Source organism: Vibrio sp. 10N.261.51.A3 (assembly GCF_041471965.1).
Taxonomy (GTDB): domain Bacteria; phylum Pseudomonadota; class Gammaproteobacteria; order Enterobacterales; family Vibrionaceae; genus Vibrio; species Vibrio crassostreae_C.
In genome coordinates this window covers 38766-53503 of the sequence record NZ_JBFRPK010000012.1, presented here as the reverse complement: position 1 = coordinate 53503, position 14738 = coordinate 38766, and the positions used below count along the sequence as shown (strand labels likewise).

Here is a 14738-nt window from a genome sequence, read left to right as displayed (position 1 = left end):
ATTCGTTAGTCAAATTGACAGATACTTCTAGGGTAATGTGTTCTCTGAGGGCATGAAGCCATCAGCTCACTCTTCCACGCAGCTGTTTGGTGGTGCTTCTTTGTTTTTTGCTTTCTAAACGTCTTTTCTGAGAGCCACGCGTCGGCTTAGTTGCTCGTCTTACTTTTTGAACCTTTGTCGCTTCCAAGATCAATTCTTTCAAGCGCACTAAAGCATCATCTCGGTTTTGTTCCTGAGTTCTATACTGTTGCGCTTTAATGATAATCACACCGTCTTTGGTGATGCGGCTATCTTTGTGTGCGAGGAGCTTTTCTTTATAGAAGTCAGGTAGGGTAGAGTGCTTGATATCAAAACGTAAATGTATCGCGCTCGATACTTTATTGACGTTCTGACCGCCGGCTCCTTGTGCTCTGATCGCTGTTAACTGGAGTTCCCAGTCTTGAATCGAAACAGAGTTAGATATTTGTAACATAAACATCCATTTTGAACGGTAATATGGCGCCATGATACTGAATATTGGTTATGGTATCAGTAACTTTATTTAAGAGTGGTAGTAGTGATGAAAATAGATTTAACGGCATATGAAGGATTAATCTTTGATATGGACGGTACGTTGATCGATACAATGCCTGCACATGTAAAGGCGTGGGATCGAACGGCTGAAGAGTTTGGCTTTCATTTTGAAGCGTCTTGGCTGCATAGCTTAGGTGGCATGCCGAGTTATAAGATAGCCGGTGAGGTGAACAGCAAATACGGTTTATCGCTCGACCCACAAGCGGTTTCTACGTTTAAAATGGCGTCGTTTGCGGCTATCGAAGACAAAGGAGACGTTATCCCTTGTACTCACTCTCTGTTGTTAGAGCATCTGGGTAACAAGAAGATTGCAGTCGGAACGGGCAGTCAACGTAAAAGTGCCGAACAGTTACTGGATAAGACAGAGATCTTGAGTAAGCTCGATATTCTCGTGACAGCAACAGACGTTAAGAATCACAAACCAAATCCGGATACTTTCTTAGATGCGTGTTTTGGTATGGGTTTGCAGCCAAAGCAGTGTGTTGTGTTTGAAGATACGAACCTAGGTAAGCAGGCTGCTCATGCTGCGAACATGGATTGTATTCTAGTGGTAGAGGGGAACAAACTAGAGTTCTATCCTGCACCAAGCTGATTGCAAGGATTGGGTTGTTAAACCGCCAAACTAATAGCCTAGCGGAACAATACTGATTTTCTGTTAGGCGATTTCGCTCATTTCGCTGTCTAGGAACAGGCACACACTGTTTCGACCTGCTGCTTTGGCTTCATAAAGTGCTAAATCGGCGCACTTGTAGTTAAGAGCAGGGTCGTTGGTCAGGTTGGTAATTCCACCACTGACCGTCACCACGTTATCGAGCTCAATACTGACTGCGATTCTCAATCTGTTAAGTACATACTCAGCTTCTTCTGTTGTGGTATGAGGCAGAATAACGCCAAACTCTTCGCCACCAATACGAGCCACAAAATCAGTTTCTCGGCACTCTCGTTGTAATACTTGAGCAACGGTTTGAATGACGCGATCTCCATAATCGTGACCAAATCTGTCGTTGATGCGTTTGAAGTGGTCTATGTCCAAAATCGCTAAACAAGACTGTTCGCGAGTAGGGTAACGATTAACACGAGAGCACTCATCTCGCAGCTCAAGATCGAATTTACGGCGGTTCCAACACCCAGCTAAGGCATCTTTTTCACTCAGGTTTCTCAGTTTGTTTTCTAGCTCTTTGTGTTTACTTATATCCACAAATGAAGCGACATAAAACTGAATCACGTCTTTCGAGTCTTTAATGGTTTGGATTCGCAATATTTCCGTGATCAAAGACCCGTCTTTACGACGATTAACCACTTCGCCTTCCCACATGCCTTTCTCTTTGATGATGCTCCACATCTTGATGTAGAACTCTTCGTTGTAGCGACCAGAGGCAAACATGGACGGTTGGCGGCCTTTTACGTCTTCTAACTCGTAGCCACTCACACGGGTGAACTCTTGGTTTACTTTGATGATTCGGTTGTTACTGTCGGTAATCACCAAGGCAGACATGCCATTCATTGCGGCCTTAGCAAGTTGGCTCTCGATACTGTTCTTCTTGTGGTTGCTGTTCCACAATACGAAGCCAGCGGAGATCATCGAAATCAAGAAAGACAAGGTGATGATCTGAACGACGATCGCTTGTTTTTCTTGTCGGTATTGACTGCTGAACTGCTGATTTTCAATGTGAAGAACCATGTAAATAGGGCCTTCAAACTGTTTGATTTTAGGGCTGATGTCGGAATGAAAATACCAGTTCTCACCATCGAAATAGCTCGAAGATGTCTTGTCTTGAATCGCAGTCCAAAGCTCAGGGTATAACTTTGCGTAAGTCTGCTCTGAACGTGATTCAATTACATGTCCGAAAGATTCCGTAGGATCCGGCCCCATGATTATGTGTCCGGTTTTGTTGAGAATAATAGGAACAGCAGAAGATGCACCAATTTGATAGTGAAGGCGCTTATAAATCTCAAGCATGTTCAGGTTTGCGATGAAGTAACCAATAATGCGGTTGTTTTCAGCGACTGGCGTCATAATGCGTAGCGCTGGAATCAAAGGGCGAACGATCTCTCCGTTTTCGACTTCAAGATCAATACCGCGAGAGCTAATCTCACCAATCTTTAATTGCTGTAGTACCTCATAGTAATCACGCGAAGACTTGTTCTGCAGTTCACTATCTGGAACCACGATTGCTTGATTGTCTTTATAATTAACGCGAAACACTTCGTTGCCAGCTAGATCGAGGTAACGAAGATGGGAATAGTATTTTTGGCCACGAGCTAACATCACCCAAAGATCTTGCAGGGTTTCTTTATGGATAATAGAAGGTTCTCGAATCGCTCGGAGTAGTGTTTGAGAGTCGGCGATTGAAGGAACAGAGTTAGAGATTTGCTCAACAATAACAGCGAGTTCATGAAAGCTGTATTCGATTTGATTTTGGCTAGACTGCTTAATATTTAGAGTGTGCTGAGCATCAATTCTGTCAAGTTCAGAATTGATGTAGAGGGCAGGGACTAGTCCTAGGGCAAAGATGGTACATAGAAATTGGCTGACTAGTTTTTTTATACTTGTATTCATCACTGTCCTCAAAGAATCAGCGCAATACTATATATTTTATAGGGTTTTTAATGTGATCTTGACCGAGAAGTTAAGACAAGATTCGCATATAACTACGATTTAAGTGCAACTTCTTGCACTTAAGCTTGATTGCTCAATATAGAACGATGTTCCGAAATATTAGCCAAATTAGTCGCGATTAATTGCCGCTTATCTAACTAAGGACAGCTAGCTTAGGCCTACGATATTTCCATTACTATCAATATCTAACGACATGAACGCCGGTTTGTCAGGCAAGCCTGGCATGGTCATCACATTGCCGCACAACGCGTAAATAAAACCAGCACCAGCACACAATTTTAGTTCTCTAACGGGCACGTCAAATTGGATTGGTGCACCTTTTACGTGTGCTTCTGTCGAGATCGATAATGGTGTTTTTGCTAAACAAACCGATAGGTCGTTATAGCCATGCAGTTTGAATTCGGCCAGTTGTTTTTTAGCCAGTGGAGATAGCGTAATACTTGCTGCGCCATAGCCAACTTCAGCGACTGCCATCAGCTTTTCTTCTAGGCTTTGCTCTGAGTGATACAAAGGCTTAAATCCACTCTGTTTTTGGCAAGCTTTTACCACGGCGTGAGCCAGTTGAGTCGCCCCTTCGCCACCTTGACCAAATGCTTCGCTTACTTCAACGCTAACGCTTGGATCGAAGTCGGTGATCATCTGTTTCAAAGCATCGAGCTCTTGAGCTGAGTCTTGTGGGAATCGGTTAATCGCAACAACTGTAGGCACTTGGTATTGCTTAACGTTAGTGATGTGCCATTTTAGGTTCTCAAACCCTGCAACAAGCGCGTCTTGGTCATCATTAAAGATTGAATCAGGTAACGGAGTGCCCGGTCTCAAATCGTATAAACCAGAGTTAGCCTTTAATCCACGTAAGGTTGCGACAACCACAGCGCAATCGGGCTTCTTGTTCGACGCTTTCGCTTTTATGTTGCACGCTTTCTCAAAGCCCATGTCTGAGCCGAAACCACCTTCAGTTACCACAAAGTCACTCAGCTTTAACGCTATTTTATCGGCAATAATTGAAGAGTTACCATGTGCGATGTTCGCGAAAGGCCCGGCGTGAATTAGGGTAGGAACGCCTTCAAGGGTTTGCATCAATGTTGGTTCAATAGAATCCTTCATGGTCACGGTCATTGCGCCTGCAACGTTGAAGTCATCTGCGGTTAGCGGCAAGCCTTGTTTGTTGTAAGCAAGTACCACTCGTCCGATGCGCTTTCTCAAATCTTGAAGGTCATTGGCTAGAGCAAGAATGGCCATTAGTTCAGAAGCGGCTGAGATATCAAATCCATCTTCTCGCTCAAAGCCGTTAATTGTTTTGTCTGCTTCGTTCTTGCCAACCGTGATCATGCGTAATGCGCGATCATTATGGTCAAGTACACGTCGCCAAACGATTCTACTTGGGTCGATATTCAGTGCTTTTAAGCCTGAGCGCGTTTCAAAGGCGTCTAACCCTTCACGCTGTTCATGATACAAACGTGCATCAATGGCGGCGGAGGCGAGGTTGTGAGCGGCCGTAACAGCATGAATATCGCCCGTGAGATGCAGGTTTAATTGTTCCATAGGGGCAACTTGAGAGTAACCACCGCCCGCTGCGCCGCCTTTTACACCAAATACCGGGCCCATTGAAGGCTGACGAATGCAGGCCATTGCAGATTGGTTAATCTTTGCGAGGCCTTGTGCTAATCCGATAGTAGTGACGGTTTTGCCTTCACCAAGAGGTGTCGGTGTGATCGCCGTGATTACGACTAACTTACCATCTTGTTGGTTGGCGAGGCGTTCAAGTGATGTGAGAGACACTTTAGATTTGAATTGCCCTAATGGCTGATGTTCGTTGTGGTGCAGGCCAGCTTGCTTGGCAACCTCACTGATGTTTTTAAGGGGAGTAGAGCGACAAATATCAATATCAGACAGCATATTTGATCCTTATATCAGAACCGAAAGGTGGTACGTAAACGTTTGCGTGGCGATAGTACTGTATAAATTTGCCAAGTAAAGGCAAACCACACGAATTATGTGCTGGAAGATAACAGATCTAAAGAGTCATTGCGCGAGATCAAATCTTAAACGAGCAAAATATTCGATATGATTAACTTCAGCTGCCGTTATATTGGTGTTGAATACAAAAAGGGCTGCATATAGCAGCCCTTCAAGGAATGGGTAATCTCACTTGGCGTTAACCTTTAAGAGGTAACTGCCTAATATGGTCGATTAACGATCCCAGTATGTTTCTTCTAAGCTATCTTCGCGTTCAGGTAATGCACGAGAAAGGCGAGGAGAGTGCTGAGTCAACACTTCGTAGCTTACACGGTTTGCGTACTTACAAATTTGAGACAGTGAAGAGTAAGTTAGACAAGTGTGCTCGTGTTTCTCTGAGTTTGGTACATTCACGTGGTGGTAGCTATTTGCTGCCATGTCGTGAAGTAGTGCTGAAAGTGCACCATCGCCAGCGCCATTGGTATTCTTAATCTCAAGTGGGCCACCTAGGTAAGGGCCAATGTGAGAGTACACTTTTACTGGGTCTTTACAGTCTTGCTTACGCATCGCACGGCTGAATTCGTATTTATTGAACTCAGGGATGTTACCCGGTAACAATGGCAGTGTGGTTTCGCGTTTCGCTGGTTCGTCAGTGTAACCTGCCATGTATAGACCAATAGGACCTGCAGTACATAGAACTAGGTCAACCCACTCAAGTGCCTTGTTAGCAGCCAATAGAGGATCTTTTTCACCCGTTAGCGCTTCACCTTCATCTTCGTTCATCGCGACGATGGTTACGTTTTCTTTCAGGTATTCTTGCCACCATTCAGCGTTGCCTTCGATCACATACTTAGTACCAAGTGTTAGTACAACAGGCACATTGTGCGCTTTCGCGTATTCAATCGCTTTTTGTACCGCTTTTGGCATCGGGTCTTCAGGTTTGCCACGCATTAGGTATGACGACACAACCAATGCAGAAGCTTTCTCGAAGACTTTTTCAGGAATGCTTTCTGGAAGAAGTTGGTTCATGTGGCCTTCGTTGATTGCAAACGTACGTTCGCCATCTTCAGAAATCAGCGTGTAACAACGACCAATTGGACCATCAACAGTTTGAAGGTGGTTTAGATTCATACGAGAAGAAGTGCGGCAAAGGTAACGATAACCAAATGAGCCAACTTCAATCTTCTTAGACATTACGCCAAGCAGGACAGATTTGCTGTCCGCAAGTACGGAATAGTTGTGCAGTGTGTTGCCGATAGTATCGCCAGGATATTGATGCGTGATCAAACCGCGCTCAACTAACTCTTCATACAGCGCATCTGCTTTACTTTCTTCCAATACCAGTGAGTGACCTTTACTCAGCTCGTATTTTTCTAGGAACTCGTTGTCAACACGGGCTTCGATATCAACAATCGTTTGGCCAACACCCACAATCGTTGCGCGGTGAAGCTTAGGCGTTTGTTGAATTTGGTTGACCAACGGATCACGTGCGTGAGTTGGAAAGTAGTGCTTAGATTTACGCTGTCCAGGAAACTTCATATGAAAAATACAGTGAAAAAATTTTGCCGCATGATATCACATTTTGTTTCTGTTTCTTTCATTTTTATTACATTTTGAATCACCTGCACAATGTCTGTACAGGTGATTCAACTAACTATATGTTTGAAACTACTCGGTTGGCTGTACTAACGTCGCTGGATCAACGTAAGCCTCTGTACCCCATAGTGGAACAGTTGAAAGGCTGTGTTTGAAGCTACCTTCTGTTTCTTTGGTGGTGTAAGACAAGTAGAGCAGCGACTGATTCTCTGCATCGTAGATACGACGAACCTTCATTGTTTTAAAGAAGATACTTTTCGATTGCTTGAATACCACTTCGCCAGACTTACTCTTGTCTATTTGAGCAATCATTTCTGGTGTAATTTCACCTGTTTGACGACAAGATATAGAGCTATCACTTGGATCAGAAAGGCTAAGGTTTGCTTCGATTGATGCGATATGACAGGTAACACCCGCGATCTTATCGTCATCTAATGAAGACATCTTGATATCCTTCATTGTGAAGAAACCCAGTGAGACGTCGCCAACCTCGTTGTCCGAACAGCCAGCTAACATTGTCACGATACCTGCTGCTATTAAGGCTTTTTTCATAAGAAGTCCTTTTTATTTATATAGTTCTGTTTACTATAAGGATATTGAAAGCTTGGATACGAGTGTAGAGCTTTTCGTTAAGTTCTTAAAGGATGTTGTTGGATAATGAAAAATATGAAGCATTTAAAGTACTTGTTGGCCTTGGTCATGCTCTGTATGCTCTCTGCTTGTAGCTCGGCACCTCAGCCGACCGTATGTCTTCCAAATAACTGCGATATTTGGGGATACTAACCGTAGGTACTAAAAGAATGAATAACGAAATACCTGAAATTGCACACAAGAAAAACCAATGGCTATTTAGTCAGCTCGATATTGCTTACCCCGCAAAAGAGAGCCTCCTCGGCCGTGAACTTTATCAAAGCAAACTTCCATCCAAGACATACCAACTCCTAGCACAAGATCAAACTCCTTCCCAAATTGATGAACTGCATAAAGTCGATTTCCATAAATTGACCGTGCTATTTTCACTCAACCAAGCAAGCGTTTACCAAGATGAAATCGAAAGGGCACACATGCTTGAGTTCTTGAGCCAAATTATGCTTTCTGACGATCATGTATTATATATTGGTACTCAAAACGGTGAAGTTGTGGCGAGCGCTATCGTCACAGAAGCGGATGGTTCCCTATTGATCTCGGATGTCGTTGCTGAAAATGGTCAAAGTATCAACAACTTTGCTAAGCAGTTACACGATTTTTGGGCACAAGATCATGCTTCTTGCGATAAAGTATGGATCGAGAACTAAAGATTCTTTGACAAAGCGTTAATCTAAGTACAATACCCCGTCTTATTTAAAGGGTATTGTATGTACAAGCTATTGATATCAATCGCTGTATTATGTGTTAGCGCTTATTCTTCACTCAGTTTTGCTAACGACTGGGATATTAAACGCATCCTAGTTTTACACTCATACGAACCTTCTTATCAATGGACTGCTGACTTCCAAAAAGGGATAGACAGTGCGTTCAGCCAGTCTCAAACCGAAGTTAAACTCTCAATAGAGTATTTGGATTCAAAGCGTGTCCACAGCCCAGAGTATTACGACTCTCTCGCGAACTACTTACGTGCGAAGTATGCAGGTTATAAATTTGATGGCGTAATTGCGACGGACGATAACGCAGCCAATTTTCTTGAATCTCTGCCTAATTTGATTGATCGCTCCACACCTGTCGTTGCAGCCGGCATCTATGATTTCAGCACCGACATGTACGCGGTGTCTGACAGAGCAACTGTGCTTTACGAGAACGATCAGATAGACGTTAATATTAAGCTGATCTCCAAATTAAGACCTAATCTAAAGAATCTCTATTTTGTAAATGATTACAGTGTCACGTCTGAATTGATTCATAAAGAAATGAACAAAATGATGGCTGAATTTTCAAATATCAATCTCGTAGAAATTCGCGACTTGTCGCTGGAGCATACGAGCCAATTTTTGGAAGGGATCTCTGCGGACGATGCGGTATTGCTCAGTCATTACAACACCGAGTTAAAGCAAGGGGTTTATCACACTTACCAAGAGATTGCGGATACGTTGTCAAAAGCGAGTGCTGCTCCGGTGTTTGCTTTATGGCAGTTCTATATTTCGGGTGATGTACTCGGTGGTTACGTTAATCACTCACAAAGCATGGGTGAACAGGCCGTCGATGCGTTGGATAAATACCTTCCACTTGGTTTTACTACACCGTTAATTCCCGGAGACAACAAACGTTTTGTATTCAATTACCCTGCAATGAAGAGATACGGGATTAGTGGAAACGCGTTACCTGACGAAGCGGTTTTCATTAACGAGCCTTCATCCTTTATTCGCAAAAACTTCCAGTTGTTATTGGGGCTGTCGATGGTGATTGCGGGTTTGAGCCTGATCATCTTGATGCAATTTGTCACTCTGCGCCAAAAGAAAGAGTTGGCGAATAAGAACAAACGAATCTTAAAGCTTCAGAAACAGACCTTGAATATCCAAAAGGATATGATTCATGTTCTCGGAGAGGCAATTGAAACCCGCTCTGGCGAAACTGGTAATCACGTTAAGCGTGTAGCCAAGTTGTCTGCACTGCTTGCTAAGTATCGTGGCTTGAGCCATCGCGAGGTCGAGATGATTGAGATCATCAGCCCAATGCACGATGTGGGTAAGATTTCAGTCCCTGAATCAATCTTGGATAAACCTGGGAAATTAACCGACCAAGAGTGGGAGGTGATGAAGCTTCATACTACGGCTGGCTATAACTTACTAAAGAGCGGAGCGGGTGATATTACCAACCTCGCGGCAATCATTGCTAACGAACATCACGAGCGTTGGGATGGTGCTGGATACCCGAATGGAAAAGTGGGTGATGAAATACACCTGTTTGCTCGTATCACTGCCGTAGCCGATGTGTTTGATGCGCTGCTTAGTGCACGTTGCTACAAAGAACCGTGGCCGTTAGATATGGTGGTCGATTTGTTTGAGCGAGAGTGTGGCTACCAGTTTGATCCTCAGCTAACTAAATTGCTACTGAAACACTTATCCGAGTTTGTCGCTATCCGAGATTCGTACCCCGATACTGGAACTGTAGAATATGCGTCTTCACCTTCGTTTGAAGCTAAGGTCTTAGAAGAGTCGGTTGTTAGCTAACCGTTGCTTTATCTGAGTGGCCTATACGTCTTGGCTTCTTTATCTATTCACCACGATCCGGCTAGGAAGTAGTGATTTATATTTCCCCTGAAATTGAGTCACTTATGTAAACCTCGCAGTCTTTGATTTCGTAGAATCTGGGGTCATTTGATGAAAACTGTTGCTTATGCTGAGCGATAAAGTGATCAACTCCATATTTCGCGAAGAGAAATAAGCCTGTATCTGCAAACTGTTACCTCAATCATCTCGCGCATTGAAAGAACACTATAGGATAAAACTTGGATTCAATCTGAGTGAGATACCTATGCGGTTAGAACAGACTAAATGTGTGATTTTCGATTGTGACGGAACACTTATCGATAGTGAAAAGCTGTGCTGCCAAGCTTTGGTGAACGTTTTCACTGGCTTTGGAGCGGAGCTAAACGTCAACGACTGCTATGCGCACTTTCAAGGCGGGAAGCTAGCCGACATCTTAATGGATACACAAGAACGTCTTGGGTTATCTATCTCGATTGATACACTTGAGCCGTTATATCGCAATGAATTACAAGCACTGTTCCAGCGTCATTTAAAACCGATGGATGGCGCTATCGAACTTATTGAATTCCTCAAACAACAAGACATCGAGTTTTGTATTGCTTCCAATGCACCGAAATCTAGGGTTGAATCTTCATTGGCGATGACAGGCATGCTAGACGACTTCAAAGGCAAAGTGTTCTCAGCTTTTGATGCTAACAGCTGGAAGCCAGAGCCTGATCTAATCATGTACACGGCCATGAACATGGGCTTTCTGCCAAATGAGTGCATCTACGTGGATGATACGTTGAAAGGGATTGAGGCTGGTGTTCGCGCGGGTATCCAATCGTTTCGATTACGCCCGAGTATTGATGAAGCAATCGTAGATCCCGAAGCCGACTCAGCAGAACTCGCGGCTCAGGATATCTACAGTTTAGAAGAAATTTCAGTTTGGATTAATGGCAAGCACTGCTCAAATGGTGGTATATCGAATTCTGCAGCTTTGGTGGGGTAGAGCTTAGTTGAAGGCTGACTACCTTACTAAATTGTTTGGTGTGGAAACCGCAAGATGCACAAGTAAACTTTTCTCCACTTTCTGAAAGCAGATACTCGTCGTGTTGGCATAAAGGGCATGTAATGTCGTCGGTGTTTGGTGTTTCTGTTTTATTCATTATGTGTCACCTGCAGCAAGGGGGTAAGCGAAAAAAGACCCGTTCAATTAGATTACTCCTAAGCTCGAATATTAGACAGTTCTGACACTTCTTAATCTCTCCTTTGCGACTTGCTTCATGGTAATTGATAATGTCATCGTTATTGACCATGGTTTTTGTAATGTTATTAAACAAAAGCCAAAAAGAAAGGACCCATTACGAGTCCTCATTAGTTTGTTTTCAATTCACGCCGCTAGTTCACCAGTTGATCCTTAAGTTCGGTAGCGTGCCAATGTCTGAGATAGAGAAACCGACGCTTCTGTTAGCCTAGATACGCCATTTGAAGAATTCTGAGCCACGTCTTTAATCACATCGGATTGGCTTCGAATATCGTTAAGCTCTGCTGCAATCGTATTGGCAACGTTACTTTGCTCATCGGCTGATGTTGCGATTTGGATACTCATGTCCATTAGTGCTTGAGCTGAATCTGCAATCGAGTTTACGTCGTGACCAATGTTTGAAATCAACTGGCTACTGGTTTGCGCTTGGTCAACCGTCTGTTCGGTGATCTTCGCGATATTTTGGCTCTCTTGCTGTAAGCGTTCAATCATCGCTTGGATTTCTACAGTAGCCGACTGAGTGCGGCTTGCCAGTGTTCTTACTTCATCAGCAACAACAGCGAAACCTCGGCCTTGCTCGCCCGCACGAGCGGCTTCAATCGCGGCATTTAAAGCAAGTAAGTTAGTTTGCTCTGAAATAGCATTGATCGTCGTGATGACCTCGTTAATTTGGCTCGTATTCACATTCAAGCTAGTAACAGAAGATGAGGTTTGCTCAATCAAAGAAGAAAGGGTGGTGATTTCCGAGATTGCCTGTTGAACCTTCGCATGGCTATCGTTGATTTGCTGCGCGTCTTGTTCTGTTTGTTCAGTTGAGCGTGCAGAGATGTTAGAGACTTCATTTGCCGAAGCTGTCATCTGATCCATTGCTGTCGCTACAGAGTCTAGAGAGGCATTTTGGCTCATGATTTGTGTTTCGCTGCGCTTCATCTCAGTTTCGAAAGAAGCCGATGTTTCGCTTAGCGTTGCTGCACTGTGGTTTACGTTGTTGACTAACTCACTAAGCGTGTCCATTGAACGGTCAAGCGCACAACCAATCGTGCCGAACTCATCACGGCCAGGGTGGAAGCCAAGGCGTGATGTTAAGTCACCATCACCAATCTTTTGAGTCGTTGAATAAAGAACCCAAAGTGCGCCGCCTAGGAAAGTCGCTACCCAGTAACAGAAAAGACCAAAAGGCACACACCACAAGAAGCTCAGTAATAAAGTGTACAGTGCTTGCTGCTTTTGATTCTGTATATCGTTAGTTGAAACGGTAAGTGAGTAGTAGTTGCCATCTTGTGCGAGTGCTGTGGCAGTCACAGAACCATTATTTGAAATAGTGGTTTGTTGAGCGCGAGTTTGCTGGCTAACAGAGCGAACAGATGCCGGGGAATCTGATGCTGATAAAATGCCTTGCAGTTGATACTCGACCTGCTGTTTTGCAGTTACGTCAATGTGTTCCATTTTGTTGACGTAGTTCAGTCCAGCTAGGCTTGCCAGAGCGGCAAAAAAGATTAAGAAAATGACCCAAAACTTGTCGTTGATCGACATCTTAATAAACAGTTTGTCTATCGTTCGAAATTGTACTTCTTTCATAAAAACTCCACGGTAAATCCTTTACCGTGGACTCTAAATAACCGACCTCAATAAAAATGTGACTTAAATCGACTAATTGTGAAAATTAATGATAGTGATATGTCATTTATGAGATCTGAATCAAGTAAATTAGTTCTGTATAGGTTTATTAGCCTAAAGAAGGCAGTAACCCTACTGAAATAAGAACTTGAATCGCAATGATAAATACGCCAACGCTACCTGCTAAAAACAATGCTTTGCTACCGCCTAACACTTGGTAACTGGCTTCTGAAGATTGTGGTTTGACAGAGAAATCAGTGTAACGAACCTTGTAGACCATCACTGTTGGTAACAGAATCGCGAGCACTGAAAGTGCAATGGCTGCGTAGCCTAAAGCCATGATGAAGCCTTGTGGGTAAAATAAGGCAAACCCCAGTGGCGGTAAGAAGGTGATAGCAGCTGTCTTAACACGTTTTGCGTTACCTAGTTTCTTGCTCAGTGAGTCGCCCATGAATTCAAATAAGCCCAAGCTCACACCAATAAAAGATGTCAGCAGTGCAAGGTCTGCAAACACACCGACGATCACGCTTAGGTTGGATTGATGAACCGTTTGCGATAGCGAGACTAATAGCGCGCCCAAGCTTGTGTCAGACAACAACTGCTCTTGGCTAATCACGCCCAAAGTAACACTTTGCCAGAAAACGTAGATAACCAGAGGCAGTGCCGAGCCAATAATCATTACCTTACGTAAAGAACGAACGTCACCATCTAGGTATCGAACAATTGATGGGATGCTGCCGTGGAAACCAAAAGAGGTAAACACAACCGGAATAGCCGCAACAATAAGGCCTTGCTGTAAAGGCATGCTCATTAAGTATTGAGAGGTAATGTTTGGCGCTAGGAAGCTGAGTACCAAAACCATCGCGATAAGCTTTAAGCCAAACAAAACGCGGTTAACTTTATCAACACTGTGTGTACCAATCGTAACAACGCCGGCAACTAATAGGGTAAATAGAAGCGTGGTGATTTGAGCATTAAGTTCGATACCCGCGATATCCGAAATTCGTTGGTTAAATTGCGCACCGCCGCCAGCTATGTATGCCGCACACAGAGCGTAGAAAAGAAACATCACCGCGAAGCTCGCAATCCACTTTCCTTTTGTCCCCAAAATGGTATGAGCTAACGTGTGTAGGGTAGCGTCAGATTCTGCGAATTGGTGAAGCTCTACCATTAATAGCGCAGTAAAAGCCATTAACGCCCATAAACCCAGCATCAAGAAAAGTGAAGTTGAAAAGCCAATACCTGCAGAAGCAAGTGGAAGAGCGAGCATGCCAGCACCAATGGTTGTGCCTGCAATGATCAAAGTACTACCAAAAACCTTTGATTTATTCATTGTATATAATTCTTTACGTTAGGGTGTGTTTTCATTGTAATTCTTCTAGCTTAAGCGCATAAACCCAAAGAATATCTCGATTTTGAAGTATTCTGATTGAGTTTAATTCCAAATGCAATTCTTATTGTAATTAAAAACATCCACTGTAAATTAATATTTACATAAAGGGGCGTTGCAGCATTCAAATGAGCAAAGCAAACGTTTGACCATGATCGGTTTCAAAATTTACGAGTAATTTGTTGTACTTGGTGTAAGGTGGCAGTACATATGTCGTTCGCGTATACCCTTTAACGCAAAAAAGCGTTAATGATCGCGAGTAGCTTTAAGCTATGAATATGAAATGGGTAGAGTAGAGTGCGTTCATCAAAGTGACATAATATAAGTCCAAGATGGTGCACTAGTTAATCGGACATCATGTCCACATCAAGGAATAGAGGGGGCACAATGAGTGACCAATCTTATAATGACGAAAGTCTAGAGTTGTTAGATGCTATGGAAATTGGCATTGATTTGTCTGACTATGAGCAGACAGTGAAACAGTTAGCAGAAGAGCTTTTCAAGTCTTCGAACTAAGCTTTTAAGATCTTTAATTCA

At 43.5% G+C, this 14738-nt stretch carries 12 protein-coding genes; 5 read left to right on the top strand and 7 right to left on the bottom strand.

Going from position 1 to position 14738, the window contains the following annotated elements; translation table 11 throughout:
* Positions 1 to 61: 61 nt before the first annotated feature.
* A complete protein-coding gene (gene arfB / locus AB4371_RS03895; RefSeq protein WP_017059842.1) occupies positions 62 to 472 on the bottom strand; it encodes an alternative ribosome rescue aminoacyl-tRNA hydrolase ArfB in 411 nt (136 codons plus the stop codon).
* An 87-nt stretch (positions 473 to 559) separates the two neighbouring features.
* On the opposite strand from arfB, the gene AB4371_RS03890 reads away from it, so the two are divergent.
* Positions 560 to 1165, top strand: coding sequence for a beta-phosphoglucomutase family hydrolase (locus AB4371_RS03890; protein ID WP_372149025.1), 606 nt, complete (start codon positions 560 to 562; stop codon positions 1163 to 1165).
* Positions 1166 to 1228: 63 nt separating this feature from the next.
* Here the strand turns inward: AB4371_RS03890 and AB4371_RS03885 are convergent, their stop codons facing one another.
* The 4 genes from AB4371_RS03885 to AB4371_RS03870 all read right to left on the bottom strand — a co-directional run bounded on the left by AB4371_RS03885 (position 1229) and on the right by AB4371_RS03870 (position 7297).
* Entirely contained in the window at positions 1229 to 3133 is a 1905-nt protein-coding gene (locus tag AB4371_RS03885; protein WP_372149023.1) for a diguanylate cyclase, read from the bottom strand.
* A 207-nt stretch (positions 3134 to 3340) separates the two neighbouring features.
* Entirely contained in the window at positions 3341 to 5089 is a 1749-nt protein-coding gene (locus AB4371_RS03880; protein WP_372149020.1) for a formate--tetrahydrofolate ligase, read from the bottom strand.
* A 294-nt stretch (positions 5090 to 5383) separates the two neighbouring features.
* The gene (locus AB4371_RS03875) at positions 5384 to 6688 is read right to left on the bottom strand and encodes an inosine/guanosine kinase (RefSeq protein WP_017069885.1); all 1305 of its coding nucleotides are present in this window, start codon (positions 6686 to 6688) and stop codon (positions 5384 to 5386) included.
* A 129-nt stretch (positions 6689 to 6817) separates the two neighbouring features.
* Entirely contained in the window at positions 6818 to 7297 is a 480-nt protein-coding gene (locus AB4371_RS03870; protein ID WP_017064645.1) for a CreA family protein, read from the bottom strand.
* Between the two features lie 248 nt (positions 7298 to 7545).
* Here AB4371_RS03870 and AB4371_RS03865 point away from each other — a divergent pair, with 248 nt between their 5' ends.
* The 3 genes from AB4371_RS03865 (at position 7546) to AB4371_RS03855 (ending at position 10939) form a co-directional block, all read left to right on the top strand.
* Entirely contained in the window at positions 7546 to 8040 is a 495-nt protein-coding gene (locus AB4371_RS03865; protein WP_017064644.1) for a hypothetical protein, read from the top strand.
* A gap of 60 nt (positions 8041 to 8100) precedes the next feature.
* Positions 8101 to 9909, top strand: a complete 1809-nt coding sequence (locus tag AB4371_RS03860; RefSeq protein ID WP_372149018.1) for an HD domain-containing phosphohydrolase — start codon at positions 8101 to 8103, stop codon at positions 9907 to 9909.
* A gap of 304 nt (positions 9910 to 10213) precedes the next feature.
* Positions 10214 to 10939: an HAD-IA family hydrolase gene (locus AB4371_RS03855; protein ID WP_017059834.1), complete on the top strand. Its 726-nt coding sequence runs from the start codon at positions 10214 to 10216 to the stop codon at positions 10937 to 10939.
* Positions 10940 to 11347: 408 nt separating this feature from the next.
* Here the strand turns inward: AB4371_RS03855 and AB4371_RS03850 are convergent, their stop codons facing one another.
* Both AB4371_RS03850 and AB4371_RS03845 read right to left on the bottom strand, forming a co-directional pair.
* Positions 11348 to 12772 (bottom strand): methyl-accepting chemotaxis protein, encoded by a 1425-nt coding sequence (locus AB4371_RS03850; RefSeq protein WP_017064641.1) that lies wholly within the window; start codon positions 12770 to 12772, stop codon positions 11348 to 11350.
* 148 nt (positions 12773 to 12920) lie between these two features.
* On the bottom strand, positions 12921 to 14144 hold the full coding sequence (locus tag AB4371_RS03845) for an aromatic amino acid transport family protein (protein WP_017059832.1): 1224 nt from the start codon (positions 14142 to 14144) through the stop codon (positions 12921 to 12923).
* A gap of 444 nt (positions 14145 to 14588) precedes the next feature.
* On the opposite strand from AB4371_RS03845, the gene AB4371_RS03840 reads away from it, so the two are divergent.
* Positions 14589 to 14717 carry a hypothetical protein gene (locus AB4371_RS03840; protein ID WP_017059831.1) on the top strand — a complete coding sequence of 43 codons (129 nt, stop codon included), beginning with the start codon at positions 14589 to 14591 and terminating at the stop codon, positions 14715 to 14717.
* Positions 14718 to 14738: the final 21 nt, after the last annotated feature.